Source organism: Nonomuraea sp. NPDC050451 (genome assembly GCF_044458585.1).
On sequence record NZ_JBITHZ010000016.1, the window covers coordinates 180,828 to 202,865 of the forward strand.

21 protein-coding genes are annotated in these 22,038 nt (G+C 69.7%); 12 read left to right on the forward strand and 9 right to left on the reverse strand.

Annotated elements, in window-relative coordinates:
* Positions 1 to 12 precede the first annotated feature (12 nt).
* Together ACIBI9_RS38625 and ACIBI9_RS38630 are read right to left on the reverse strand one after the other, a co-directional pair.
* The gene (locus ACIBI9_RS38625) at positions 13 to 429 is read right to left on the reverse strand and encodes a response regulator (protein WP_397229796.1); all 417 of its coding nucleotides are present in this window, start codon (positions 427 to 429) and stop codon (positions 13 to 15) included.
* A 148-nt stretch (positions 430 to 577) separates the two neighbouring features.
* Positions 578 to 1,183: a DNA-binding response regulator gene (locus ACIBI9_RS38630; RefSeq protein ID WP_397229798.1), complete on the reverse strand. Its 606-nt coding sequence runs from the start codon at positions 1,181 to 1,183 to the stop codon at positions 578 to 580.
* A 323-nt stretch (positions 1,184 to 1,506) separates the two neighbouring features.
* Between ACIBI9_RS38630 and ACIBI9_RS38635 the strand changes: the two genes are divergently transcribed.
* Positions 1,507 to 3,318, forward strand: a complete 1,812-nt coding sequence (locus ACIBI9_RS38635) for a DJ-1/PfpI family protein (RefSeq protein WP_397229800.1) — start codon at positions 1,507 to 1,509, stop codon at positions 3,316 to 3,318.
* A 117-nt stretch (positions 3,319 to 3,435) separates the two neighbouring features.
* Positions 3,436 to 4,338 (forward strand): dihydrofolate reductase family protein, encoded by a 903-nt coding sequence (locus tag ACIBI9_RS38640; protein ID WP_397229802.1) that lies wholly within the window; start codon positions 3,436 to 3,438, stop codon positions 4,336 to 4,338.
* A 68-nt stretch (positions 4,339 to 4,406) separates the two neighbouring features.
* Here ACIBI9_RS38640 and ACIBI9_RS38645 read toward each other — a convergent pair whose 3' ends face one another.
* Positions 4,407 to 6,926 carry a hypothetical protein gene (locus ACIBI9_RS38645; protein WP_397229804.1) on the reverse strand — a complete coding sequence of 840 codons (2,520 nt, stop codon included), beginning with the start codon at positions 6,924 to 6,926 and terminating at the stop codon, positions 4,407 to 4,409.
* A gap of 222 nt (positions 6,927 to 7,148) precedes the next feature.
* On the opposite strand from ACIBI9_RS38645, the gene ACIBI9_RS38650 reads away from it, so the two are divergent.
* The 3 genes from ACIBI9_RS38650 (at position 7,149) to ACIBI9_RS38660 (ending at position 10,358) form a co-directional block, all read left to right on the forward strand.
* Positions 7,149 to 7,907, forward strand: a complete 759-nt coding sequence (locus tag ACIBI9_RS38650; RefSeq protein WP_397229806.1) for a dolichyl-phosphate beta-glucosyltransferase — start codon at positions 7,149 to 7,151, stop codon at positions 7,905 to 7,907.
* Positions 7,904 to 9,766: a glycosyltransferase family 39 protein gene (locus tag ACIBI9_RS38655; protein WP_397229808.1), complete on the forward strand. Its 1,863-nt coding sequence runs from the start codon at positions 7,904 to 7,906 to the stop codon at positions 9,764 to 9,766. The genes ACIBI9_RS38650 and ACIBI9_RS38655 overlap by 4 nt, the downstream gene beginning before the upstream one ends.
* 67 nt (positions 9,767 to 9,833) lie before the next feature.
* On the forward strand, positions 9,834 to 10,358 hold the full coding sequence (locus tag ACIBI9_RS38660) for a hypothetical protein (RefSeq protein WP_397229810.1): 525 nt from the start codon (positions 9,834 to 9,836) through the stop codon (positions 10,356 to 10,358).
* Between the two features lie 92 nt (positions 10,359 to 10,450).
* Here ACIBI9_RS38660 and ACIBI9_RS38665 read toward each other — a convergent pair whose 3' ends face one another.
* A complete protein-coding gene (locus tag ACIBI9_RS38665) occupies positions 10,451 to 10,603 on the reverse strand; it encodes a hypothetical protein (RefSeq protein WP_397229812.1) in 153 nt (50 codons plus the stop codon).
* 266 nt (positions 10,604 to 10,869) lie between these two features.
* Between ACIBI9_RS38665 and ACIBI9_RS38670 the strand changes: the two genes are divergently transcribed.
* Positions 10,870 to 11,283, forward strand: a complete 414-nt coding sequence (locus tag ACIBI9_RS38670) for a hypothetical protein (RefSeq protein WP_397229814.1) — start codon at positions 10,870 to 10,872, stop codon at positions 11,281 to 11,283.
* Between the two features lie 152 nt (positions 11,284 to 11,435).
* Here ACIBI9_RS38670 and ACIBI9_RS38675 read toward each other — a convergent pair whose 3' ends face one another.
* Positions 11,436 to 12,056, reverse strand: coding sequence for a TetR/AcrR family transcriptional regulator (locus ACIBI9_RS38675; RefSeq protein WP_397229816.1), 621 nt, complete (start codon positions 12,054 to 12,056; stop codon positions 11,436 to 11,438).
* Positions 12,057 to 12,162: 106 nt separating this feature from the next.
* Between ACIBI9_RS38675 and ACIBI9_RS38680 the strand changes: the two genes are divergently transcribed.
* From ACIBI9_RS38680 to ACIBI9_RS38690, 3 genes are all read left to right on the forward strand, one after another.
* The gene (locus ACIBI9_RS38680) at positions 12,163 to 12,795 is read left to right on the forward strand and encodes an esterase/lipase family protein (RefSeq protein WP_397229818.1); all 633 of its coding nucleotides are present in this window, start codon (positions 12,163 to 12,165) and stop codon (positions 12,793 to 12,795) included.
* Between the two features lie 124 nt (positions 12,796 to 12,919).
* Positions 12,920 to 14,173: a serine hydrolase domain-containing protein gene (locus ACIBI9_RS38685; RefSeq protein ID WP_397229820.1), complete on the forward strand. Its 1,254-nt coding sequence runs from the start codon at positions 12,920 to 12,922 to the stop codon at positions 14,171 to 14,173.
* 286 nt (positions 14,174 to 14,459) lie between these two features.
* Positions 14,460 to 14,879, forward strand: a complete 420-nt coding sequence (locus tag ACIBI9_RS38690; protein WP_397229822.1) for a DoxX family protein — start codon at positions 14,460 to 14,462, stop codon at positions 14,877 to 14,879.
* 2 nt (positions 14,880 to 14,881) lie between these two features.
* Here ACIBI9_RS38690 and ACIBI9_RS38695 read toward each other — a convergent pair whose 3' ends face one another.
* The 4 genes from ACIBI9_RS38695 to ACIBI9_RS38710 are packed head-to-tail and all read right to left on the reverse strand — an operon-like array spanning position 14,882 to position 19,128.
* Positions 14,882 to 16,150 carry an alpha-L-fucosidase gene (locus ACIBI9_RS38695; protein ID WP_397229823.1) on the reverse strand — a complete coding sequence of 423 codons (1,269 nt, stop codon included), beginning with the start codon at positions 16,148 to 16,150 and terminating at the stop codon, positions 14,882 to 14,884.
* Between the two features lie 24 nt (positions 16,151 to 16,174).
* Entirely contained in the window at positions 16,175 to 17,038 is an 864-nt protein-coding gene (locus tag ACIBI9_RS38700; RefSeq protein WP_397229825.1) for a carbohydrate ABC transporter permease, read from the reverse strand.
* Complete coding sequence (locus ACIBI9_RS38705; protein ID WP_397229827.1) at positions 17,031 to 17,960, reverse strand: carbohydrate ABC transporter permease; 930 nt, start codon at positions 17,958 to 17,960, stop codon at positions 17,031 to 17,033. The genes ACIBI9_RS38700 and ACIBI9_RS38705 overlap by 8 nt, the downstream gene beginning before the upstream one ends.
* Positions 17,961 to 17,991: 31 nt before the next feature.
* On the reverse strand, positions 17,992 to 19,128 hold the full coding sequence (locus ACIBI9_RS38710) for an ABC transporter substrate-binding protein (RefSeq protein WP_397229829.1): 1,137 nt from the start codon (positions 19,126 to 19,128) through the stop codon (positions 17,992 to 17,994).
* A 234-nt stretch (positions 19,129 to 19,362) separates the two neighbouring features.
* On the opposite strand from ACIBI9_RS38710, the gene ACIBI9_RS38715 reads away from it, so the two are divergent.
* The 3 genes from ACIBI9_RS38715 (at position 19,363) to ACIBI9_RS38725 (ending at position 21,979) form a co-directional block, all read left to right on the forward strand.
* Complete coding sequence (locus ACIBI9_RS38715) at positions 19,363 to 20,517, forward strand: ROK family protein (protein ID WP_397229831.1); 1,155 nt, start codon at positions 19,363 to 19,365, stop codon at positions 20,515 to 20,517.
* Between the two features lie 95 nt (positions 20,518 to 20,612).
* Entirely contained in the window at positions 20,613 to 21,575 is a 963-nt protein-coding gene (locus ACIBI9_RS38720; protein ID WP_397229833.1) for a glycoside hydrolase family 43 protein, read from the forward strand.
* On the forward strand, positions 21,554 to 21,979 hold the full coding sequence (locus ACIBI9_RS38725) for an AbfB domain-containing protein (RefSeq protein WP_397229835.1): 426 nt from the start codon (positions 21,554 to 21,556) through the stop codon (positions 21,977 to 21,979). The genes ACIBI9_RS38720 and ACIBI9_RS38725 overlap by 22 nt, the downstream gene beginning before the upstream one ends.
* The last annotated feature ends 59 nt before the right edge of the window (positions 21,980 to 22,038 follow it).

Sequence of the window (22,038 nt, forward strand, 5' to 3'; positions counted from 1 at the left end):
GAACGGTATGCCTCAGAGGGCGATGAGCTGTTCGCCGCGTGCGACCCTGCGGATGGCGTCGATGAGCTCGTCCGCGGGGCCGTCCTTGGTCAGGAACGCCGACGCCCCGGCGGCCAGCGCGCGCTGCAGGTTTCCCGGTCTGGGCAGGCCGGTCAGGATCAGGGTGCGGCAGCCGGGCAACCGCCGGCGTAGCTCGGCGGCGGCGGTGAGCCCGTCCACGCGGGGCAGGCCGATGTCGATCACCGCCACGTCGGGGCGGTGATGGAGGGCGGCCGGCACGACGCGGTCGCCGGAGGCCGGCGCGGCGACCACTTCGAGGTCGTCCTCCAGCTCGAGCAGGGCGACCAGCGTGCCACGCAGGTCGTCCACGTCCTCGGCGACCAGGATCCGCGTCACCGGCGCCCGGCTGGGGCCACGGCCACAGTCCATCGCACCCTCCACCAGCCCGCGTCGCCCTTGCCCATGCTTCAGTGTTCGCGCATCGCGAGCTCCGCTGCCAGTGCGGCCCGGCACGACCCCGGCATGCGGAACGCATGGGTTGGACCGTGCAGAATGCATGCCGGCCCCGGTCCAGGGCTCACAGCCAGCCGGCCTCGTCGGCGATGCGGGCGGCGTCCACCCGGTTGCGCGCGCCCAGCTTGGTGACCGCCGCCGCGAGGTAGTTGCGTACGGTCCCGTACGACAAGTGCATGTCGGCGGCGATCTCGGCCGCCGAGGCGCCGGCCGCGTGGCGCTTGAGCACCTCGGCCTCCCGTGGCGAGAGCGGGTTGCCGGACGCCTCCAGCGCGGCCAGCGCCAGCTTCGCGTCGATCACGCGCTCGCCCGCGGCCACCCGCCGGATCGCGTCGACCAGCTCCTGCGACGGCGCGTCCTTGACGACGAACCCCGACACGCGCGCCGCCAGCGCCCGCCTCAGCGTTCCCGGCCTGCCCAGACCGGTCAGGATCAGGGTCCGGCACTCCGGCAGGAGGCGGTGCAGCTCCGCGGCCGCGGTGAGCCCGTCGGTGCCGGGCAGGTCGATGTCGATGATCGCCACGTCGGGACGGTGCCGGAGCGCGGTGGGGACGATCCGGTCGCCGGCGGCCAGCTCGGCGACCACTTCCAGGTCGTCCTCGAGCCCGAGTAAGGCGACCAGCGTGTCACGCAGGATGCGCATGTCCTCGGCGATCAGGATCCGGATCATCTGTCCCTCCCGGAGCAACCACAGCGACCCGGCGCCCTCAACCTAACACCTGCCGCCTCTTGGAGATCGGCACGTGCAGAGTGCACGTCGGGCGCGGTGCGAATCCCACGCCGACCTCGTGCCCCCGGCACTGGTCGCGTCCGCCCTGATCGGACGACACTCGGCAGCAGACCCCCTGACGAGCCAGGCCAAAAGCGACACGATGCCCGGCTATTCGGACAAGCCGGCCGGTCACCGCTTGCCCGGTCTCCGGCCTCCGGGCTGAACTGGCACCGGTCAGCCAGGGCGCCACAACTCCCGTCACGATGCTTAGGAGTCCGGCAATGACTGTTCACGAGCCACCTACCGGCAGGGCGCGCCTGGCCGGGCGATTCATCTGGCACTACATCGAGATGGTCATCGCGATGAGCGTCGGGATGCTGCTGCTCGGCCTGGTGTGGAACGCGGTACTGCCGGTGGACACCCGGTTCGACGTCAGCGCGTTGGTCATGGCCGCCGACATGACCATCGGCATGGCCGTCTGGATGCGGGTGCGCCGCCACGGCTGGGCCGCCGTCGGCGAGATGAGCCTGGCGATGTTCGCGCCTTTCCTCGTGCTGCTCGTCCCGTACTGGTTCGGCGCGTTGCCGGGCCACCTGGTGACGTCGATCGGGCACACGCTGATGTTCGTCCTCATGGCCGTGGCCATGCTGTGGCGGCGCGAGGAGTACCTCCACCATCACCACCGCCTGCGCGTCCCGTGGAAGTGGGTCAAGGGGGCGGCCGTGGTGCCGGCCGTGCTGCTGATACCCGCATCGGTCTCCGCGGTGAACACCATCGGCAGGTTCGGCGACCTGTACCGGGCGCGCTCGGACGCGGTGTCGGCCCAGCCGGTGGCCAAGGTCCATGACCCGGCCAAGCCCACGGTGGCTTTCCTGGTCGGCGGCAAGGGCGCGAACGTGGCCGACCTGCTCGGGCCGTACGAGGTGCTGGCGGGCACCGGCCGGGTGAACACCTACGTCGTCTCGGCGGGCCCCCGGCTGGTGCCCCTGACCGGCGGTCTGGACATCGTGCCGGACCTGACGTTCGACGAGCTGACGCGGCTGATGGGCGAGCGGGACGACCGCCTCGACGCCGTGGTGATCCCGGCCCTGCAGACGCCCGAGCCGGCCGAGTCCGCCTCGATCAGCGCCTGGCTGCGGCAGCAGTCGGCCGCCGGCGCGCTGACCGTCAGCGTCTGCGCCGGGGCCCGTACGCTCGCCGCGAGCGGGCTGCTGGACGGCAGGCCCGCGACCTCACACTGGTTGCGGCTGTCCGCGTTGCGGAAGGACTTCGGCGCCGTCAAGTGGACGAGCGGCACGCGGTACGTCGACGACGGAAACGTGATCACCACCGCGGGCGTGCTGTTCGGAATGGACGGCGGCCTGCGGATCATCGAACGGCTGCTCGACGCGGACACCGCGCGTGCGGCGGCGCAGCGCGTCCACTGGCGCCACTACGTTCCCGGCCACGCCGCGCAGATCCCCGAGTCAGGTCTGGAGCCGTCGGACGTGGTCGCCGCGCTCAACGCCTCCTACCAGACCGGCCCGTCGACCATCGGCGTCCAGCTGACCGAGGGTGTCGGGGAGCTGGAGCTCGCCTCCGCGTTCGTGTCCTACACCGAGCAGTCCGTGGTCGGGCGCACCGTCGCGGTCGGCGACGGCGTGGTCCACTCCGAGCACGGCCTGACGTTCGTCCCGCGTTCGACGGTGGCGGCGGCCGACCTCGACCGCCTCCTCGTGCCGGGCCTGGACGCGGCGCGACGCCAACCGGCGGCCACCACGGGGCTGCGGCCCGAGTACCTCCACGTCAACCCGGAGTTCGCGTTCGACCCGGTGCTGCGCGACATCGCCCGCACCTACGACGTGCAGACCGCCCGGTTCACCGCCAAGACGCTGGAGTACCCGGTGCTCGACGTCAAGCTGACCGGCAGCGCCTGGCCGTGGTCCGCCACCCTCGTCTTCGTGCTGCTCACTCTGCTGGGCGGCGCCGTCGTCGGCGCGACCGGCATGGTGTCCCGCCGCATCCGCGCCACCCGCCGGCGCCCGGAACCACTCGACGCCCCGGCCCCCGAGGAGCCGCCGGTCATGACGGCTCCGACCACACCCGAGCGCTGACCCCCTCCGCCCTGGCCGCCGCCGCACCTACCCGGCGGCCAGGGCACATGATCTTGTCGCCGGACGTCATCCCGTTGATCTATACGGAATTCATAGGCTTCGGCTAGGTTCCGGATCATGGGGTCGGCGTTCAGGCTCGCGCGTCTTGTCGCGGTCGTCGTCAGTGTCGGGTTCTCCTACGGCGGGTTCATCGGCATCTTCCGGTCCGGCGACACCGCCGGCCAGAAGGCTCTCGGGTGCGGGCTGCTGGTCGGCCTGCTCCTGCTGCACCTCTACAACTGCGTCCGGGCGGCGGACGGGCGGCGGCCGACGGCGTGGCAGTGGACGCTCGCCCTGCAGGCGGTGCTGACCGGTGCCGGGCTGCACCTGTTCGCGAGCACGTGGTACGGCAACACCGGCTTCCTCGCCGCCGCCGTCCTCCTCCTGATCCGCCCGGCCGCGCTCGCCTGGGCGGGGTTCGCGGTCATCGTGCTCGCGCAGTTCCTCTCGGGCCTGGAGGTACGCCCCACGGTCTGGGACGCGGCCTACCTGGCCGTCGGGCACACGGCCTTCGTGGGCCTCGCGCTCTACGGCGTCGCCCGGTTCGCCGACCTCGTCAGGGACATGGAGCGGACCAGGACGGCGCTGGCCGACGCCGAGGTCACCCGGGAGCGGCTGGCCTTCGCCCAGCTGCTCAACGAGCGGGTCGGGACGAGCATCGAGGAGGTGGTCCGCCACGGTGACGCCGTCAGGGAGTCGTCGGATCCGCCGGCCGTACGGGAACGGTTGAGCGCGAGCCTGGCCACCGAGGACGACGGGGACCTCCTCGTCTACGGCAGCGGCGAGCTGGTCAACTGTCTCATCAAGCACGAGCTCCTCGACGAGCTCAAACTCTTCCTCCATCCGGTCGTCGTGGGCAAGGGTAAACGGCTGTTCGCCGACGGGATCGACACGACGGCCTGGTGCCTGGCCGGCACCCACACCTTCAGCGGCGGGGCCGTCGTCCTCGACTACCGCCCGGCCCAGCCGCCCGCGGCCTGAGCCGTCCCACACCCAGCCGGGCCCCTGGGGGCCCGGCTGGGCCATATCGGTTCAGGCCGAAATCTGCCTCATGGACGGGCGAGCCGGAACAGGCGCTCGTTGATCTTGTAGTAGAGGTTGCCGAAGCCGTCGGCCGTCAGTCCCTCCATCCCCTTCTCCGTCCGCAGCACGGTCACCGCCTTGGTCGCCTTGTCGATCGCGAAGATCTGGTCGCCGGCCGTGCCGTACACGCGGGCAGGGTCCTGGGGCACGGTCAGCAGCACTCCGTCCCGCCAGGCCATGCTGGACTTGGCCGCGTAGTCCGGGTCGTCGAACAGCCGTTTGGCGGTGATCGCCTCGGGCCGGGCCGGATCGAGGGTGAACAGCGTGCCGCCCGCCAGGCCCCACAGCTCGCCGTCCACCACCGCCAGGGCCGTGACGGCCTTGGGCTCCGTCAGCGGGAGCGGATGCGTGCGCACGGCGCCGGTGGCGGGGTCGTAGGAGAACAGCGTGGCCGACGCCCCCGGGGCGTAGACGGGGTCGACGCCCAGGGCGCCACGCGTGGAGGTGCCGCCGAACACCTTGCCGCCCGCGTAGGCCAGCGAGACGACGGCCTGGTCGGGCACCACGCAGAGCGTCCGCCCGGCCGTGCCCTGCTTCCAGATGCTGAGCGCGCCGCTGCGTTTGCCGTACTTCGGCACCGTGCCCATGTAGATGGTGCCGTCCGGCCCGCCGGCCAGCGCGTACGGCCGGTCCTGCGGGGGCGGGCCCTTGCCCGGCTCGCAGTCGTCGGCCTTGTCGCCCGCCTCGCCGCCGGTGTATTTGAGCGTGGGCGGCCACGGGCCTCCGGGCTGGTAGCTGTAGAGCCGGGCCGAAGGGTAGACGCCGATGTAGAGGAGCCCGTCGTGGGCAAGCAGGCTGTCGGTCTGGTTGAGCCCGTCGAGGGTGAGCCTGTCCGGCTGGTTGTCGTCGCCGTCGCCCCGCAGCGGGTCGTAGACGCCGGTGCCGCCGGTCAGGTAGCCGCCGGTGTAGACGCGGCCGTCGGGTCCCGCGCCGAGCGCGTTGATCGCGGCGGGCAGGATCGGGGTGCCGGCCACGAGGTTGCTGCTCCAGCGGCCGCCCGCGGGCTCGTACTTGAAGATCCGGGTGCCGTCCGTGGCCGCGCCGAGGCCGACCAGCGTGCTGCCCGACCAGGTGTAGCCGGTGACGTCGAGTCCGGGCCGCACGGAGGTGGCCTGCACGGTCCGGGTGCCGATGTCGTACGAGTGCAGCAGGCCGTCCTTGACGAACCAGACCATGCCGTCGCGGGCCGGGGAGTGGTGCAGGTCCACGTCGGTGATCGTGGCGTCGGTGGCGGCCGCGTAGGAGCCGTCGGCGTTGCGAGTGACGCGCAGGACGAGCAGGGTGCGGTCGATCCAGGCGAACAGCCTGCCGCCCGTCCAGGTGAGGCCGCCCACCATGGAGTTGTTGGCGTAGGCCGCGGGAAGGAGGCTGTCCACCCGTTTGGTGGCGTTGTCGTACCTGATCAGGGCGGCGTTCGTGCCGGTGCCGAGATAGGTGGCGTCGGCGGACGGGTCGTGGGCGAGGCTGCGCACGTTCTGGGCGCCGGCCACGATGGGCACGCTGCCGAGCGTGGTGAAGGCACCATTGTCGTACTGGAAGTAGCGGGCGTCGTTGTAGGTGCCGCCGTACACCTTCCCGCCCGCTCCCGGCTCCAGGTCCCAGATGAAGGAGTAGCCGCCCTCCGCCCGGCCGAGGTCGGTGATCGTGGACTGGCCGGGGACGTGCCGGTAGAGCTTGGAATTGGGGTAGGTGCCGAGGTAGACGCTGCCGTCGGTGGCGGTGGCCGCCGCCCAGCCGCCGACGGTGGGCGTGGCCGCGCTGTCGGGGATGGTGAGCTTCTGGGTCACCTTCTCGGTGGCGACGTCGATCACGGCCAGCTGCGGGTTGACCTCGGGGGTGCCGGTGTAGACGGCGTACGCGCTGCCGCCCGAGAAGGTGGTGGCGTTGGGCACTCTGCTGTTGATCTGCACGCCCAGATCGGTCCGGTCCTTGGTGATCAGCACCTCGTCCCAGTAGGCGACGGCCACGTCGGCCACGCCCGAGTAGATGAGGGCCGAGACGGTGGCCGTGCCGGCGGGCGCGACGCCCGAGACCGTGACGCGGTTCCAGCGCCTGCCCGTCGCCGGGGCGTTGGCGCCGCCGGCCAGCAGGTTGCCGGAGGCGTCCCGGAAGCGCAGGTACAGGTACGCGGTGCCGCTTTCGGCCCACACCTGGGCCTGCAGGGTGTAGCGGGTGCCCGCGCCTGCGGGCAGGCCCGGCATGCTCTCCCTGCCGTAGGCGGCGGTCGGATCGGTGTCGGTGACGCGCGCGGTGGTGCGCCCGTCCCAGGTCACGGCATCGACGCCGCCCGCGGTGTGCGAGCCGCTCCAGCCGTCCAGTCCTTTGTCGAAGCTGTCGTTGGCGATCCGCAGGTCGGCCGCGGTCGCGGGCGTTCCGAGCGGCACCGCGAGCAGTGCGGTCAGGAGCGCCGTCGCCACCGCTCCGCGCAGGGCCCGCCCGCGCGTGAGCCGGGGCCACTTTAAGTGAGCCTCCACGGGAATCCGCACGGCACCACCTCCGAGGTCGTGTTCGTTTGTGCTCAATTCCGGTCCTGACCGTAACCTTGTGGACGGGGTCCGTCAATGGTCACCTGAGCACGCGGTGGAACTGGTGTCCGGCGCGGACCGAGCCACGGTCTCAGCAAGGCTTAAGAGAGCGGGCCGCAGTCCTCAGTAAGGCTTAATGGGCGCCTCAGCCCCCTCCCAGGGCGGCCCTCGATCGTCTCTGTCATGAGCACGATGACGGTGACAGCGCCTCGGGTTGAGGCGGCAAGGGGGACCCGCCTGGTCGAGGTCGTGGTCCCCGTCCACAACGAACGGCGGGTGCTGGCCGAGAGCGTTCGCCGGCTGCACTCGTACCTGATCCGCACCTTCCCCTACGGCTTCCGGATCACGATCGCGGACAACGCCAGCACCGACGGCACCTGGGAGATCGCCACCGGGCTGGAGCGGGAGCTGCCCTTCGTACGGGCGGTGCACCTCGACCGGAAGGGGCGGGGGAGGGCACTGCGGAAGGTCTGGTCGGAGAGCGACGCCGACGTCGTCAGCTACATGGACGTCGACCTCTCCACCGATCTGGACGCGTTCTTCCCGCTCGTGGCGCCGCTGCTGTCCGGGCACAGCGACCTGGCCATCGGCACCCGGCTGTCCAGAGGATCGAACGTGGTCCGCGGGCCCAAGCGGGAGCTCATCTCGCGCTGCTACAACCTGCTGCTCCGCTCTCTCATGGGCGCCCGGTTCTCCGACGCCCAGTGCGGGTTCAAGGCGGCGCGGACGCAGGTCGCGCAGGCGCTGCTGCCCGTCGTGGAGGACCAGGAGTGGTTCTTCGACACCGAGCTGCTCCTGCTGGCCGAGAACCGCGGGCTGCGGATCCACGAGGTCCCCGTGGACTGGGTGGACGATCCCGACAGCCGGGTCGACATCGTCAGGACCGCCACGGACGACCTCAAGGGGATGTGGCGAGTGGCGCGGAACCGGGTGGCACGATGACCGCGGAGCTGCTGGAACGCCCGGTCGATCGCGCCGCGGCCGCTGCGCCGCCGAAGGACCCGCGGTGGGCCCGCCCCGCGTTGTGGGGCGTGCTGGCCCTGTCCGCCTTCCTCTACACCTGGGCCCTCGGCCAGAACGGCTACGCCAACACCTACTACGCCGCCGCCGTCTACTCCGGCACCCAGAGCTGGAAGGCGTTCTTCTTCGGAGCCCTGGACTCCGGCTCCTTCATCACCGTCGACAAGCCGCCGCTGGCCCTGTGGGTGATGGGCCTGTCGGCCCGCGTCTTCGGGTTCGGGACGTGGAGCATGCTGCTTCCCCAGGCGATCGCGGGCGTCGCCGCCGTGGGGCTGGTCCATTCAGCGGTACGGCGGGCGCTCGGCTCGCCCGCCGGGGCCCTGATCGCGGCGGCGGTCATGGCGCTCACCCCGATCACCGTGGCCATCAACCGGGACAACAACCCCGACACGATCCTGGTCCTGCTGCTGGTCGCGGCTGCCTGGCTCTGCCTGGAGGCGATCCGTACCGGCCGGACGCGCACGCTGCTGCTCGCGGCCGTGCTGGTCGGTCTGGCGTTCAACACCAAGATGCTCCAGGCGTACCTGGTCGTGCCCGCGTTCGCCGTGGCCTACCTGGTGGCCGCGCCCGGCTCACCGCTGCGGCGGGCCGGCCGCCTGCTCGCGGCGGGAGCGGCCCTGGTGGCCGCCAGCGGCTGGTGGATGGTGATCGTCGACCTGTGGCCGTCGGACAGCCGGCCGTACGTCGGGGGCAGCGAGGACAACACCGTCTGGGACCTGGTCATCGGATACAACGGCCTCGGCCGGATCTTCGGCGCGAGCGGAAACGGCGGCGGCGGGAGCTTCGGCGGCGAGGCGGGGGCCACCCGGCTGTTCAACGACACGATGGCGGGCCAGATCTCGTGGCTGATCCCGTTCGCGGTGCTCGCGCTGGCCGTGGGGATCGCGCTGGCCGGCCGCCGGCCGCGAACCGAGCCGGTCCGGGCCGCCCTGCTGCTGTGGGGCGGCTGGCTCGCGATCCACTTCATGGTGTTCAGCTTCTCCGAGGGCACCTTCCACCCCTACTACGCCACCGCGATGGCCCCGGCGATCGCCGCGCTCACCGGGATCGGCGGGGTGCTGATGTGGCGGGCCCACCGGCGCTCCTCCGCCTGGCGGTGGGCGCTGCCGCTCGGCGTGGCCGTCACCGGGGGCTGGTCGTTCGTGGTGCTCAGCCGTAACAGCGACTTCGTGCCGTGGCTGCCGTGGGTGGTGCTGGGCCTGACCACGGTGGCGGTGCCGGGGCTGCTGGCGGGCGCGTTCGGGGCCAGGCGGCTGGCCGCCGTGGCACTGGTCGCCGGGCTGCTCGGCGGCCTGGCCGGGCCCGCGGCGTACGCGGTGACCCCGCTGACCTCGGCCGTCCAGGGCACCAACCCTACGGCGGGGCCCGTCACGAGCGGCCCCGGCCGGCAGGCGCCCTCCGGGCGTCCTGAAGGGGGCCGCGGGCCCGGTGGAGGGCAGGTGAGCACTCAGATGGTCGCGTACCTGAAGGCCCACCAGGGCGACGCGACGTGGCTGGTGGCCGTCGACAGCGCGCAGAGCGCGTCGTCGATCATCCTGTCCACCGGCGAGGCGGTCATCGCCATGGGCGGCTTCACCGGGAGCGACCCCGCCATGACCGTCGCCAAGCTGGAGGAGTACGTCTCCAGCGGTCAGCTGAAGTACATCCTGATCGGCGGCGACGGCCCAAGAGGCACCGACTCCGCGGTGACGGAGTGGGTGAAGGCCAACGGGACCCTGGTGGACGCCTCGGACTACGGCGGCACCGACGGCGGCAGCCAGGCCCTCTACCGACTCGACTGATTACACAGGGTTATGTTCGCAGCTCAGGCGGGCACAACGTCAGGAAGTGCCCGCCTGGAGGAGCCCAATGCCGACCCTCGTCCGGTTCACCGCCGCCGCTCTGCTGGCCGTACTCGCCGCTGCCTGCGCCGACTCGCGTACCGCGCCGTCGACGCCTCTGTCGGCGGCGACGGACACGCTGTCACCCACGGCGGACACGCTGCCTCCCACGACGACCGCCTCCGTCCGGCCCTCGGCCACCGGGCCGCACCCGGCCGACGGGAGCAGCCTGGCGTCCTGCAAGGACGCCGACTGCGAGGTCGAGGTCCGGGCAGGCGACCGGCTCAGGATCGACAAGCGGTTCGGCGTGCAGCGGCTCACCATCAGCTCACTCGACCCGGACGAGGTCACGATCGCGCTCCTGGGCTTCACCGGCGGGCTGCAGGTCGAGGGGGCGAACGTCAGCATCACCGGCAGCTGCGTCAACGGGCGCTGCCGCGACGAGGGCAAGCTGTCCCTGACCCCCGGCAGATCCGCCCGCATCAACAACCTGCGGCTGGAGCTGCCCTATCTCTCCGCCGACCATGCCATTCTGCGCCTCACCCCCAGGTGATCGCTGACCAGGTCAAGGCCGCCCTCTTGCCGTGACCCCCGTACGGCTGAGTCCTGCGGCCGGCGCGTCCCCGGCCGCAGGGCGGGTTCCGGTCAGCGGGGCACGAAACCGCGGTAGACGACCCGCCGCCGCCGGAGCACCGGCCACTGCCGGTCGCTGATGCCGCCCAGCACGAGGGCGGCCACCGTGCCGGTGAGGAGAGCGCCCACGAGGACGCTCATGACGAGCATGAAGGCGATTGCCATGACGGACCCCTTCGCGAGGAGTTGAAGCTTAAACTTACCGGCGTGAACAGCGGCCCCCCGTGCCCTATTCCCCCTGGGCGGCCCGGACGACCGGTCATGGACGCGCTCCCACCGCCGACCTGACCCGGATCGTGCTTTTACCCTTTCCGCCTTTTCGGTTTTAGGTGCCCTCGTGCGTAATGAAGGAGTAGGCGCCCCCAAGGCCCGCCCCGGATCCCATGAATTGTCGTCCCCAGTCCGTACGGGAGACCGAAAGGACGAAAACGATGATGGACATCCAGCGGAAGGCCCGCCTCTGCCTGGTGCTGGCCGCGACGGCCGTCGCGACCGTCACCAGCGCCGCCACCGAAGCCGCCACGAACAAGGCCGCGCTGTCCTGGCACTCGAGTTGGTTCGTCAAGACCATGTGTTACAAGGACACACGTTCGTTCGCCCAGAATGCGCTGAGCCGCAACGGCTTCAAGACCGCCGCCACCCCGCCCAACGCCGTTCTGGCCAGCGACAACAGCACCGTGGTGGAGGTTTCCTACGCGCCCGCGCAGACCAGTTACCACCCGAACCAGTTCGCGAGGGTCCAGTTCACCGTGACCGCCATGTCCAACGACTCGAACGCGGCCCGGACCGCCCGCAACCGCGTCCGCGAGAACATCCAGAAGCAGCGCTACATCGACACCTGTTGACCTGCGGCAGGTCGTTTCCGGCGGGCGCTTGCGTTTTCTGCGGCGCTTATCGGGGATCGTCGTCGCCGGGCTCCTCCTGGCAGTTCTGCCCGCCGGCACGGCCCAGGCGGACGTGCCCCCCGGCTACGGACACCTCGACCATCTGAGCGCTGTCAGAGCAGGCCGCAGGTCAGGTCGTGCTCCAGCGTGCGGGCGTAGGACTCGACGCTGGCCACGATGTCGATCGTGTCGGGGTCGAGCAGCCACTGGGTCTGCAGGCCGTCGAGAGTCGCGATGATCTCGGCGGCCTTGGCGATGGGGTCGATGTCCTGGCGGGTGAGACCGGCGGCCTGGGCCGAGCGGATGCTGTCGGCGACGATGGCGCGCATCGCGCGGTAGCGGTCGACGAAGTGCCGGTGGCCGGGCGCGCCGGGCTCCAGGCTCTCCGCGACCAGTACGGTGAACAGCTTCGCCAGCCCCGCCCGCTCCTTGTTGCGGCGCGCGAACTCCGGCATGGCCCGCAGCCGCCCGGAGGGCTCCATGCCCAGGAGCTCCATCGCGAACGCCTCGCTGTCGAGGTCACGCCGTTCGATCACGGCCAGGAGCAGGCCCGCCTTGCTGCCGAAATGATGCAGGAGGCCGGGCTCGCTGATGCCTGCCCGGGCCGCTATGGCGGGCAGGGAAGTGCCGCGGAAGCCGTCGCGCGCGAACATCTCCGCGGCCACGGCGATGATCTCCTCTCGCCGTAAGCGGGCGCGTTCCTGTCTGCTGGGGTCTTGCCTACTTCGGGCCACGGTGTTAAATCTAACCCATCACTTACCGAGTGCTCAGTAAGTGAATTCCCCCAGAAGTAGCGAGGTGTGACTCATGTCATCGAGGCGCCGACGCATCCCAGGCTTAGTGGCCGCGGGAATCCTGCTGACCGGGCTTGGCACCTGCCAGCAGGTGCAGGCCGCGCAGCGGGAGCCGGTCATCCTGATCCACGGCTGGAACGGGTCGCCGACCGAGTTCGCTCAGATGGAGGCGGCGCTGGAGCAGGCCGGCCATCCCGCGTACGCGATCGACCTCCCGGGCGAGGAGAACATCGCCAACGCGGGAGCCATCAGGGACCTGGTGGCGCAGGTGCGGCAGGAGAACGGAGGCAGCAAGGTCAGCCTCGTCGGGCACAGCATGGGAGGGCTGTCGGCGCGCTATTACCTGAAGTTCCTCGGCGGCGCCGATGCCACGCTGAGCTACGTCTCGATGGGCACCGGGCAGCGCGGCTACTGGCCGGCCTGCCTCCTGCCGGCGAACCAGGGCGGGCAGATGTGCCCCACCGGCTCCTTCATCAGCCAGCTCAACAGCGGTGACCCGACGCCCGACCCCGTCCGGTACACGCTGTTGGTGAGCTCGCTCGACGAGACGCGCAACGACGTCATCGACGGCGTGTGGTGCAAGGCCGAGTTCCCCGGGGTGGCGCATGCCGACGAACCGGAGTCGCAGGTGTTCATCGACGGGGTGATCAGCGCTCTGGACGGTACCTGCCCGTCCTGACACCGGTACCGCTGGCTGTACCTGAACGCTCCAGCGCACGGGATCGATCAAGGATGCCGTGCGCCGACATGCTTGGTGATGTCCGAAGCGGACGACCCCCACCAAGAAATCAGGAGCGTTTCCCATGTCGCGTACCTCTTCCGAGTCGAAGTCCTCCCGGCGCGTGCGGGTTCTCGCGGCGGCGGCGCTGGCGGCGCTGTCGGGGCTGGTCGTGGCGGGGATGCCGGCCGCCGCGGCCACCGGGCTCGACCGCACCGCGAACGTCGTGCGGCAGAGCCCGGACGAGAGCCTGTCCGCCGAGCTGGCCGAGGTACGGGACGAGCTGAAGCGCAACCACCGGCCCGACGCCGTGCAGAAGAAGCTGGACGGGCTGGTGGAGAAGGACACGTTCCCGGCGGCGCTGGCCGCGGTGCGGGACGGCAAGGGCCGGACCCGCCACTACACCGCCGGGGTCGCGGATCTGAGGACCAAGGAGGAGGTCCCGGTCGACGGCCGGGTGCGGATCGCGAGCAACACCAAGATGTTCACCGCGGTGGCGGTGCTGCAGCTGGTCGGCGAGGGCAAGGTCGATCTGGACGAGCCGATCGAGACGTACCTGCCGAAGGTGGTGCGCGGCAAGGGCATCGACGGCCGGAAGGTCACGGTGCGACAGTTGCTGCAGCACACCAGCGGCCTGCCGAACTACACCCGCTGGATGCCGAGCATCTTCAAGACCCGTAATGTCTACCGCTCGCCGCAGGACCTCCTGGACATGGCGTTCGCGCACAAGGCGTCGTTCGCGCCGGGCGCGAGCTGGGAGTACAGCAACACCAACTACGTGCTGGCGGGCCTGCTGATCGAGAAGGTCACCGGCCGTCCGGTGGCCGAGGTGATCACGGATCGCATCATCGAGCCGATCGGGCTGCGTGACACTTACTGGCCGGGCAAGGGGGACAGGACGATCCGCGGGCGTCACCCGCAGGGGTACGGGTCGGAGAAGCCCGGCGGCAGGCTGAAGGACATCACGAACCTGGACCCGTCGTGGGGATGGGCGGCCGGCCAGCTGATCGGCACCCCGAGCGACCTCAACCGCTTCATGACCGCGCTGATGGGCGGCAAGCTGCTCAAGCCGGAGCAGCTGGCGGCGATGAAGCACACGATGAAGGCGCCCGGGTTCCCGGCCGGTTGGGAGTACGGGCTGGGCCTGATGAAGATGCCGCTGAGCTGCGGCGGCGTCACCTGGGGCCACGGTGGCGACATCGACGGCTACGAGACCCGCAACGGGGTGACCGAGGACGGCCGCGCCGTCACCGTCGCCGTCACGGCGCTGCCCGCCACCGAGGAGGCCCACCAGCACGTGATCGAGGCCATGGACACCGCGCTGTGCGCCAAGCGGTAGCCGATCCCTGAGCCGGCCGCCCGGATCCCGGTCCGGGCGGCTTTCGTATGCCGGGATTTACCGGCGCCCAGTCATTCGTGTCAAATTCCTTGGCGAGTTTCGTCGGACGCTGATGAAAATTTCACGAGTGCGAAACTTTATGGCTGGGACGTTCGGGCAGGTTGTGCTTGTAAGGCGCATTTTGGACCGATCCTATGAGTAGTGCGACATTGACATATGTGGTTGATCTCAAGAATCTGTTTGGGAGCGCTCCCATATTTTTCAACAGCAGGAAAGGGCATTTGCCGTGGATCTGTTGGACAAGAATCAGGGGCTCTTCCTGGCCCTGTACCGGATCGTGCTGGGACTGCTGTTCGCCTGCCACGGCGCGGCGACGCTCTTCGACGTGCTGGGCGGGCCACAGGGCCAGGTACCCGGCTTCGGACAATGGCCCGGCTGGTGGGCCGCGGTCATCGAACTGGTCGGCGGCACCCTCGTGCTTCTCGGCCTGGGCGCCCGAGCCGCCGCCGTCCTCTGCTCGGGCACCATGGCCTACGCCTACTTCGTCGTCCACCAACCTCAGGCGTTGTTCCCGATCGAGAACGGCGGCGAGAAGGCCGCGCTCTTCTGCTGGGGCTTCCTGCTCATCGCCGTCCTCGGCCCCGGCCGCTGGGCGCTGTCCTCACTGTTGACGCCTTCGCGGCAGCTCGCACACGACAGGAGCTGAGGTCACTCGGCGAGGAACAGCTCGACGACGGGCACGGCGACGTCGGGACGCTGCACGGGCAGGTCGAGGGTCAGGACGTCCGGCGCCACGGCTCCCATCGTCGTGAGGCCGGCCTCCTGGCCGGGCTCGATGACCCGCGTACGGATCTCCGACGCGTCGTGCAGGAACTGGGCGTACTTGACGCGCCCGGCCAGCCCCGGCAGGTGGAGGTGGCCGAACGGCCAGGCGAACAGGTGCAGGTAGAGGCGGTCGCCCCGCTGGGTGAAGCGGCAGTCGGGAGGCGCCGTGAAGCCGCTGGGCCCGCAGCCGTAGATCGAGCGGGAGTTCAGCCGCATCCAGCCGCCGATGTCGGCGAGAGTCCGGCGCGCACGGGGGTCGATCTGGCCGCGCCCGTCCGGGCCCACGTTGAGCAGCAGGTTGCCGCCCTTGGCGACGCTGTCGACCAGCATCCGTACGAGCAGGTCCGGTGACTTGTAGTCGAGGTTGTCCCGGTCATATCCCCAGCTGCCGTTGAGCGTCTGGCACGCCTCCCACGGCACCTCGTGGCCGTCGACGATCATCGGCCCGGCGGGCTGGTACTGCTCCGGGGTGACGAAGTCGCCGGGGATGTCGAGCCGGTCGTTGACGATGATGCCCGGCTGGAGCTCTCTGACCATCGCGAGCAGCTCGTCCGAGCGCCAGTCGTCGGCGCCCTTGCCGCCCCAGTTCCCCGGCCTGCCCCGGTAGGAGAAGTCGAAGAACAGGTAGTCGATCTGGCCGTAATCGGTGAGCAGCTCGCGCACCTGGGCGTGCAGGTAGTCGGCATACTTGGAGACGTCGCGGCCCGCGGCGGCGGCCTTGTACGCCTCGTCGTCGCGCTGGGGATGCAGCGAGTCGACCGGGAACTCGGGATGGTGCCAGTCGATCAGCGAGTGGTAGAAGCCGACCTTCAGCCCTTCGGCGCGGACGGCCTCCACCAGCGGCGCGATCAGGTCCTTCCCCCAGGGCGTGCGCGTCGCCTTGTAGCCGGTCTGCGCCGAGTCCCACAGGCAGAAGCCATCGTGGTGCTTGGTCGTGACGACGATGTAGCGCATGCCGGCCTCCTTGGCCAGCCGCGCCCATTGCGCCGGGTCGTACAGGTCGGGGTCGAAGTGGTCGAAGTAGCGCTGGTAGTGCTCGTCGGTCAGGCGCTCGCGGTTCTTCACCCACTCGTGCCGGGCCGCCAGCGAGTACAGACCCCAGTGCACGAACATGCCGAACCGGGATTCGGCGAACCAGGCGTGGTGCTGCACGATGTTCCTCTTCTTCGAAGATGTTTACCGTCCGCCGAGACCGCTGGTCGCGATCCCGCGTACGAGATGTTTCTGCAGGATGATGAGCAGCGCCGTGGTGGGCGCCATGGAGATCACGGCCGCGGCCATGATGAGGTTCCACTGGGTGCCCTGCTGCCCGAAGAAGAGCTGCAGACCCAGCGGGACCGTGGCCTTCTCGTCCACCGAGTTGATGATGATCAGCGGCCACAGGAAGCTGTTCCAGTAGTTGATGAACGTGAAGACCGCCAGCACCGCGAGCGCGGGCCTGATCAGCGGCAGCATGATGCTGGTGAAGACGCGCACCGGTCCCGCGCCGTCGAGACGGGCGCTCTCGGCGAGCTCCTCGGGGATGGTCAGGAAGAACTGGCGCAGCATGAACGTCCCGAAGGCGGTGAACGCCCAGGGGAAGATCAGCGCCTGGAACGAGTCCACCCATCCGAACCAGCGCATCAGCATGAACATCGGCACGACCAGCACTTCCTGGGGGATCATCAAGGTGGCCAGGAAGACCAGGAAGACGCCGTCACGACCCCGCCAGCGCAGCCGCGAGAAAGCGTACGCCGACATGCTCGACGCCACCAGCACCACGACGGTGCCGCAGACGGCGACGGCGAGCCCGTTGACCACGAAACGCGCGAACGGCAGGAACTCGAACGCCTCGCTGTAGTTCTCCCACCGGATCACCGAGCCGAACAGGCTCGGCGGCGACCCGAACACCTCGTCGGCGCGCTTCAGCGACGTGGCCACCATGTACACCAGCGGCGACACGAAGGCGGCGGCCACCAGGTAGAGGGCGGCGTGCGAGACGACCAGCCTGACCCTGTGCGCCCATGGGGAGACCGGGGCGGCGTGCACGTGCTCAGACATCGTAGGTGACCCATCTGCGCTGGCCGGCGAACTGCATCGCGGTCACGCCCAGGATCAGCACGAACAGGATCCAGGCCGCGGCGGAGGCGAGTCCGAACTGGTAGACGGAGAAGCCCTGGTTGTAGACGAACATCATGAGGGTCTCGGTGTCGATGCCGGGCCCGCCGCCGGTCATCAGGAACGGCTGGGTGAAGACCTGGAACGACGTGATGAGCGTCATGGTCGTGGCGAAGAACATCGCCGGCGAGATCATCGGCAGCGTGATGCGGAAGAACAGCCGCCACGGCCCCGCCCCGTCGATCTGCGCCGCCTCCACGAGCTGCCGCGGGATGGCGTCCAGGGCGGCCGAGAAGACCAGCATGTTGTACCCGAACCCCTGCCACACGCTCATCGCGACGACGGCGAACATGGCCCAGCCCTGCTCGCCGAGGAAGTTCGGCGCGTGCACGCCGGTGGCGGCGTGCAGCGTGCCGTCGATGAACCCGTTGGGTTGGTAGATCATCCGCCAGACGATCGCGTTGGCCACCATGGGCGTGACCACGGGCAGGAAGAACACCACCCGCAGCGCCTGGCGGCCCTTGATGCGCGGCGAGATCCACACCGCCAACCCCACCGACACGATGAGGTTGAGCGGCAGGTAGAGCACCACGAACAGCAGCGTGTTGAACAGCGTCCGCCGGAACACGGGGTCGCCGAACAGCGTCGCGAAGTTCCCCAGCCCGGTGAAGACGTGCTCGCCCACCGCGGGCCATCGGAAGAAGGCGATCACCAGCGACATCACGATCGGGAAGAGCGTGAACAGCGTTAATCCGATCAGGCTGGGCGCGGTGAACAGGGCGGCGACCCTTCCGTCGCCGCGCAGGCGGCGGGCACGCTGTCCGCGTGCTACCGCCGCGCGCCGGGGTACGGCGTCGTTGTACACGTCACTCCCTGGGGATGGTTGCGCATGCTCGCTACGCCGGTGCCTGCTGCTGGACCTGCTTGAGGACGTCCGCCGCCGTGCCCTGCCCGTTGAAGACCGGCACGCCGTACTGGGCCAGCAGCTTGGACACCTGCTCCCAGCTGGAGGTCGTCCGGAACGGCTTCGCCGAGGCGTTGGCGGCGTCGAGGACCTCCTTGGCGCCCTCGAAGGCGTTCTCGTACCACTTGTTCTGGACGGACTTGCGCGCCGGGTACGCGCGCCCGATCGTGCCGAGCTGCCCGAGCACGTCGGCGCTGGTCATCACGCTGATCGCCTTGAACGCCTCGTCGGGGTACTGGCACGACTGGGAGATGCCGAAGCCGGATCCGGCCGAGTAGGTCTTGGACCCGCCGGGACCGGCGGGGATGGTGGCCAGGCCCACGTCGAACTTGGCCTGCTGCTTGAGCGACAGGACGGCCCAGGGCCCGTTCACCTGCATCGCCACGTTGCCGTTGAGGAACTGGGTGTCGGGGAAGTTGTTGTCCACGCCGGGCAGCTTGGGCGCGACCCCGGCCTTGGCGACCAGGTCCGCGTACCACTGGAAGCCGGTCGTCATCGGCTCGGAGGTGAGGGTGAGCTTGCCGGAGGCGTCCACCGGCTCCGCGCCGGTCTGAGACAGGATCATCGAGAACATCGGCAGGTCGATGGGGTAGGCCACGAAGCCGTACTTGCCGCCGGTGGTCAGCTTCTTGGCCGTCGCCTCGAAGTCCGCCATGCTCCAGCCGACCTTCGGCGCCGGCACGCCGGCAGCCTTGAACATGTCCTTGTTGTAGGTGACGATCAGCGAGCCGACGTCGTACGGCAGGGCGTACTGCTTACCGCCGGAGGCCAGCCCGGCCATGATCGAGGAGTCGAAGTCGCCGGTGTCCAGGGCGTTCTTCTTGATGAGCTCGTCCAGCGGAAGCATTCCGTTGACGTAGCCGCCGGTGCGCAGGCTCTGCATGGAGACGATGCACGGAGCGCTGCCGCCGGCCAGGCGGGTGCCGAGCTTGGTGAAGTAGTCGTTGAACGGAGAGGTCTCCAGCGTGATCTTGATGTTCGGGTATTTCTTGGTGACCTCGTCGGCCACCTTCTGCCAGGCGTCGCGGTCCTCCGTGCCGGAGGCCCACATCGACCAGGTGAGCGTCACCGCTCCGTTGCTCGCCTTGCTGCCGCCTGATGACTGCTGACCGCCGTTGTCCCCGCAACCGGCGGTTAATCCCCCCGCGATGACCACCGACACGACGACTGCCAATGATCGTCGTCCGCCATGCATCCGCCTGCCCATCGCAGCTCCACTCAATAAGCTCGGGGCCGAGTTAATAATTGTGAAACTTAGGCGTCGCGCTCTGTAGTGTCAATGAGATCGAGGTGGAAATATCCGATGACTGCTCGTCGAATCGCCCCGCGGGGTGATCTGACCCGCGTCGAGATCCTGGCGTTGCTCGGCACCGCGGGTGCCCTGGACCGCCGCCAGATCGCGGCTCGTCTGCGGCTCGGCGACGCGACCGTGCACGAGCACACGCGACGCCTGCTGGCCTGCGGTTATCTGCGCACACTCGCCCCGCAGGCCGGGGTCGTCGGCAGGCCCCGCATCCCGCTCCAGGTCGTGCCGGAGGCCGCCGCGACCATCGGCGTACGGGTCGCCACGGACCACGTCGTCACCGTCGTCGCAGGCCTGGACGGTCGTGTGATCACATCCGATGTATCACCCTTCGACTGCCGTTCCGACCCCATCCCTCAGCTGCTCGCGGTGATCAACCACCGGCTGGCCGACCCCACCCTGGGGCCCAGGTTGAAGGCCGTGGGAGTGGTCACTCCGTCCTCTGTCGATTCGGCCACCGGCTATATACGGGTATGTCCCCGATTCGGCTGGAGCGAACTTCCCCTCGGCGAACGGCTGCGCGCCGAGCTGCCGATCCCGGTGCTGGTCGACAACGATCTGAGGGCGAGCACCACCGCCGAGCTCCTGTACCGGACGGGCCGTGACCACGACGACTTCCTGGTGCTCGGCATCGGCGACGGGGTGGGGCTCGGTGCCGTCCTGCAGCGGCGGGTGCACCGCGGTCCGAGCGGGCTCTCCGGCGAGTTCGGTCACACGCCGGTCGCCACCACCGGACCGCGCTGCGCCTGCGGAGCCCGGGGCTGTCTGGAGACTCTCACCAGCGACGACGGCATCCTGCGCGCCGCCCGCCGCGCGGGCCTCGCCGACGCGGCCACCACCATCGAGGAACTCCGCGCGCGATGGGTCTCCGGTGGCGAGCCGGGGCTGGCGGATGTCCTCGCCGGGATCGGCACCATTCTCGGGCGGGCCGTCGCCGGCGTCGTCAACCTGCTCGGCACGCCCACCATCGCGGTCATCGGCGAGAACCACGTCCTCTGGCCGGGGCTGGAGCCGGGGTTCCTCGCCGCGATGCGGACCAGCCGGGTCACCGCCGCCTACCGCGTTCAGGTGATCGTCCGTCCTTGGAGCGACGCCCAGCACGCCCTGGGGGCCGCCGGCCTGGCCCTCGCGGCCCCGGAAACCCTCGCCTCTTGACGGCTTCCCTGTTTACGCCGACACTCGCGTGCGTCCCTCCTTGATTGGCAAGACCTCGGTTCAGGCAATTGTTAGCGCTAACAAGGAGCACCGTCATGCGTCGAAGAGCGTTCATCCTGCTCGCCGCGTTATGCACCGCCCTCGTGGTGCACACCCCTGCGGCGTCGGCCGCGAACACCGCCTACGTCTTCGCGTACTTCACCGAATCGCCGAACATGAACGGCGCCGACTACGGCCTGCACCTGGCGGTCAGCCAGGACGGCCTGAACTGGACGCCGCTCAACCAGAACAACCCCGTCGTCACCCCCACCGCCGGCACGACGGGCCTGCGCGACCCGTTCGTCCTGCGCAAGCAGGACGGCACGTTCGTCATCCTCGCCACCGACCTCAAGGGCACCGACTTCGGGCAGAACAACCAGTACCTGCACGTGTGGGACTCCACCGACCTGACCAGCTTCACCGGGTACCGCCGGATCCGGATGCACAACCTCGCCACCCACACCTGGGCGCCGACCGCCTTCTGGGACGCCTCCCGCGGCCAGTACGGCATCGTCTACTCGGCCAACAACGGCTCCACCGACGTGTTCATGGTCAACTACACCTCGGACTTCCGCACGGTCAGCGCCAACCAGGTGTACTTCAGCCCCGGGTTCCCCGTGCTGGACGGCGACATCGTGGTCGACGGCTCGACCTACTACCTGTACTACAAGAACCTCTCCACCGGCCTGCTCTACGGCGCCCGCTCCACCACCGGCGCCCCCAACAGCTACACCACCTACACCAGCGGCCTGCGCCAGGGCAACGCCATCGAGGCGCCGCTGCTGCTCAAGAACAACGCGGGCAGCGGCTGTGGCTGTGGGGCGACTCCTTCAGCCCGGTCAACAACGACTACTACGCCTGGTCCACGTCCAACGTCGGCGGCAACGCCTGGACGGCGCTCAACCAGCGCACCTACACGCCCCCGCTCAACGCCAAACACGGCTCGATCGCCGGGATCACCGCCGCCGAGTACAACGGCCTGGTCTCCCGGTGGGGCGTGCCGAACTGGGTGCGGCTGAAGTCCTCCAACTTCCCCGACCGGTACGTCCGCCACGCCGACTACCTCGGCCGCCTGGACGCCTACCCCTTCGACCCGTACCAGGACCAGCTGTGGCGGATGGTCCCGGGCCTGGCCGACTCCGCCGGCGTGTCGTTCCAGTCCGTGAACTTCCCCGACCGCTACCTGCGGCACTACGACTACGCGGTCCGGCTCGACGCCAACGACAACACCGCCGCGTTCCGCGCCGACGCGACGTTCTACCGGGTCGCGGGGCTGGCGGACTCGGCGTGGTCGTCGTTCCGGTCGTACAACTTCCCTGACCGCTACCTCCGGCACGCCGACTTCGCGCTCCGCATCGATCCGCTGAGCTCGAGTTCGAGCGCCACCGACCGGCAGGACGCGACGTTCCGCGTCACCGGCTAGCCGCAGGCGGAACCGGTGGCCGGACCGGTCAGGAATGAAGAAGCGCCGGTCACCGGACC